1 protein-coding gene and 1 pseudogene are annotated in these 3,478 nt (G+C 34.7%); both read right to left on the reverse strand.

Annotated features, from left to right (window positions below):
* A pseudogene (locus ACIPNH_RS06320) lies at nucleotides 1-1,706 on the reverse strand (ankyrin repeat domain-containing protein); the annotation flags it as partial.
* Nucleotides 1,707-1,717: 11 nt separating this feature from the next.
* A complete protein-coding gene (gatB, locus tag ACIPNH_RS06325) occupies nucleotides 1,718-3,139 on the reverse strand; it encodes an Asp-tRNA(Asn)/Glu-tRNA(Gln) amidotransferase subunit GatB (RefSeq protein ID WP_400772281.1) in 1,422 nt (473 codons plus the stop codon).
* Nucleotides 3,140-3,478 lie beyond the last annotated feature (339 nt).

The following is a 3,478-nucleotide window of genomic DNA, read 5'->3' on the forward strand; positions in this document are numbered from 1 at the left end:
GATTCTTTATTTTTGTTGCGAATGTACACTACCACTTGCTTTAAAGCCAAGGGCAAATACTGCAGCTTTTCCATTAGCTCTTTTATTTCCTTATCCTGTAAAGGGTCATCTATATTTAAGGACTTCTTAATAAATCCCAAAGCCTCCGTTTTATTGAATATATCTAACTTTATTACTTCTATATCTCCTCTTGCTTCCCACTTATTATCACGAGAAGTAATTAAAACATAAGGTTTTTTATAGTCAGGATATAAAGACAGTGGTAAAAATTTACTGATGTCTTTATATTCTCTTGCATTATCGAAAATAAAAAGACTTTTTACATCTTTAAAATATCTATATACACTCTTAATAATAGATCTGATTCCCTTTTCTTGTTCAGTATCTTCATCTGTAATAAAAATTTTCGAACCTTCAGGTAACCTTCTATTTAACTCCTTAGCTAATCCTTTAAACGATTCTTCAAGATCCTTTTGTGTTCCTGCATTTACCCATACAAGATTACCATCATAATGCTCTTTATATTCACAAGCATATTTTCTGGCTAACTCACTCTCCCCTACTCCTTCAGAACCGCCAATAACAACAATCCGCGATATTGCCATTGGTTTGTCAGTGCTTTTATGCAGCCTATCATATATTTCTTGCAATTCATTTTTTCTTCCAACAAACATTTCAACCGGATGTTTTATATTAAACTGAATAGGTTTCCCTACCCGCTTGTTATCCTGTGTCGTTACAGCCACATATATTTTATGTAGTGTTTTACTATCCTTATGTTGTTGTTCTATTACTTTATCAATTCTTTCATTCTTTTCTTTTACTCCTTGTTCTATCTTACCTAAAGTACTAGCCCACAGCTCAACTTCTCGAAAAAGTTCTTCTCCCTTTTTGTACGAAAGAGGACGCGCTTTTATATCTTTTACCCAGTCTGATATTTTTTTTAGAAGATTATTACAAAAGATTTGATTGTCACCAATATAGCCAAACTTTTTGTTCAACCTACTACTCAACTTACCTAGCAATAATTCTCTTAGCTGAGCTTCATGGGGTAAATTAACCACAAACACCGATTCATTTAAAAAGTCTTCTATCTCTTTATTGCTAACTTCCTTGCCTATCTCACGCTTTATAAAATCCATATTTTGCTTCAAGTATTGAGCAGCACTACCATCTGAATCACTAATTCTATATCTTGCACTATCACCTATATCCAGAAACTCATCTTTTGTGTCTATCCTTACAAATGAAAGTTTTTTTCCTTTATTTTCTCCACTTAATATTGCTCTTAGGTTTCTTACTTTATGTTGTATTGAATATGGTGAATCAAAATCCATATTCGTAGCGACAAAAAAATGCTTTATTCCATCACTAAACTTTTCACTATTTTTGATTTTTAAATAGGCAGGAAAAAGTTTTAAAATACTAAACTTACCACTTTTTGTTAATAAGCTACTTACACTGATTTTTTCAGTTCCATCTTGGTTGTGCTTAACTTGTGTAAACTCATGTACTATACCTTTATTTTGCTCATGCCGGACAACAATATCATCAAAACCTTGAGCTGACTCTAACTCTGTGTCTATGGAGAAAGAACATTCTTTACCCATCTTAGACATTAGAGATATTACGATCAATAACTCTTGAAAGGTAATACCATGGTAAATGCGTTTGACCCCCCAAGTAGAATCATCTTCTAGATACATTACCCCTGTTTTTATCCTAATCTCTCACTCAAAATTGAATTCACAACATCAGGGCTGGCTTTTCCCTTGGTGAATTTCATGACTTCACCAACAAAGAAACCATATAATTTTGTTTTACCGCTTTTGTATTCTTGAACTTTATCTTGGTTGCTATTGATGATTGTGTCGATAACTTCTGATATTTGACCTCTATCGGTTATTTGCTTTAGGTCCTGCTCTTCTATGATGAGAGATGCAGGTTTGCCAGTTTCAAACATACTATCGAACACTTGTTTGCCAAGTTTAGCAGAGATTGTTCCATCAACGATAAAATCTAAGAGCTCGGACAGGGCATTGGCTTTGATTGGGGAGCTCACAATATCAATACCTGCTTTATTCAAACGACCAAAAAGCTCTACGGTTAACCAGGTAACGGCGAGCTTTGAATCATGTTTTTTTATCAATTCCTCAAAATAATCAGCAATTGCTTTATCGGAGGTAATGACGTTTGCATAGTATTCGTTGATACCCAATTCCTCAATGTATCGCAGCTTTTTTTGATCTGGTAACTCGGGTAAAGATGATTTAATAGAATCGATTTTATCCTGGCTTACCTCAACAGGTAATAAATCAGGCTCAGGGAAGTATCTATAGTCGCTTGCATCCTCTTTGCTTCTCATCACTTTTGTTTTTCCCAAAGCAACATCAAATAATAAGGTATCTTGACTTATTTCTTCTCCACTTTCTAAAATTTCAATTTGTCTTTGTATTTCATAGTCTGTAGCTTGCACAATATAACGTATCGAGTTCAGATTTTTTATCTCACAACGAGTGCCAAATGTACTACTGCCTTTTAGGCGGACAGAAACATTTGCATCACAACGAAGTGATCCCTTTTCCATATCACCATCACACGAACCAATGTAACGCAAAATCTGCCTCAATTTTTTCATGCATTCTGCAGCTTCCGCAGATGAACGGAGATCTGGCTCTGAAACAATTTCCATTAAAGCAACCCCTGCACGATTTAACTCTACATAGGTTCTGCTTTCCTCATGAACGCTCTTTCCTGCATCTTGCTCTAAATGAATTCTCGCAATTCTTATTTCTTTTTCATTGTCGTTGATAAATACTCTACCGTTTTTAACTATCGGCTCAAAAAACTGGGTTATCTGGTAACCTTGCGGTAAATCAGGATAAAAATAATTTTTCCGATCAAAGTAAGAACACTTATTAATTTCTGCAGAAAGTGCAAGACCAGTGCGTATTGCTTGCTCTATGCAGTAATAATTTAGTATTGGCAGCGTACCTGGCATTGCCGCATCAACTAGAGAAACTTGAGTGTTATGCTCAGCACCAAATTCCGTTGATGAGCTAGAAAATAGCTTCGTATTAGAAGAAACTTGAGCGTGTACCTCAAGCCCAATTACCGCTTCCCAATCCTCTTTCGTCATGTATTTTATTTAAATGATAATCTTAATATTCTGCAAAATTAGCACAAAAAGTCAAAACAAAACTCATGTTAGCTAAGTGGTATGCAGATTGTTTTACCCATAGAAACGGGTTAAATGCAAAAGATTACTTGACAAGCTTCGCCAGCCCTCTTATCATAAAATTGAAGCTATTTATTTATCTTCTCTGTACAGATTAAATGACAAAAAAACTCACGTATCTGGCGTCTCATGTTTAATTTTTTGCACTATGTGCACCTTATGTCTTTATAAAACTTCTACCTACATAAGCTGAAACGCGCTTATAAAGCGTTTAAAACATAAAAAAACGCCAACTTAAAA

It is taken from the genome of Wolbachia endosymbiont of Drosophila barbarae (assembly GCF_044752445.1).
Taxonomy (GTDB): Bacteria; Pseudomonadota; Alphaproteobacteria; order Rickettsiales; family Anaplasmataceae; genus Wolbachia; species Wolbachia pipientis.

Coding starts and splice junctions, on each gene's coding strand:
- gatB (WP_400772281.1), bottom strand. CDS start 3,139: ATGACGAAAGAGGATTGGGAAGCGGTAATTGGGCTTGAGGTACACGCT.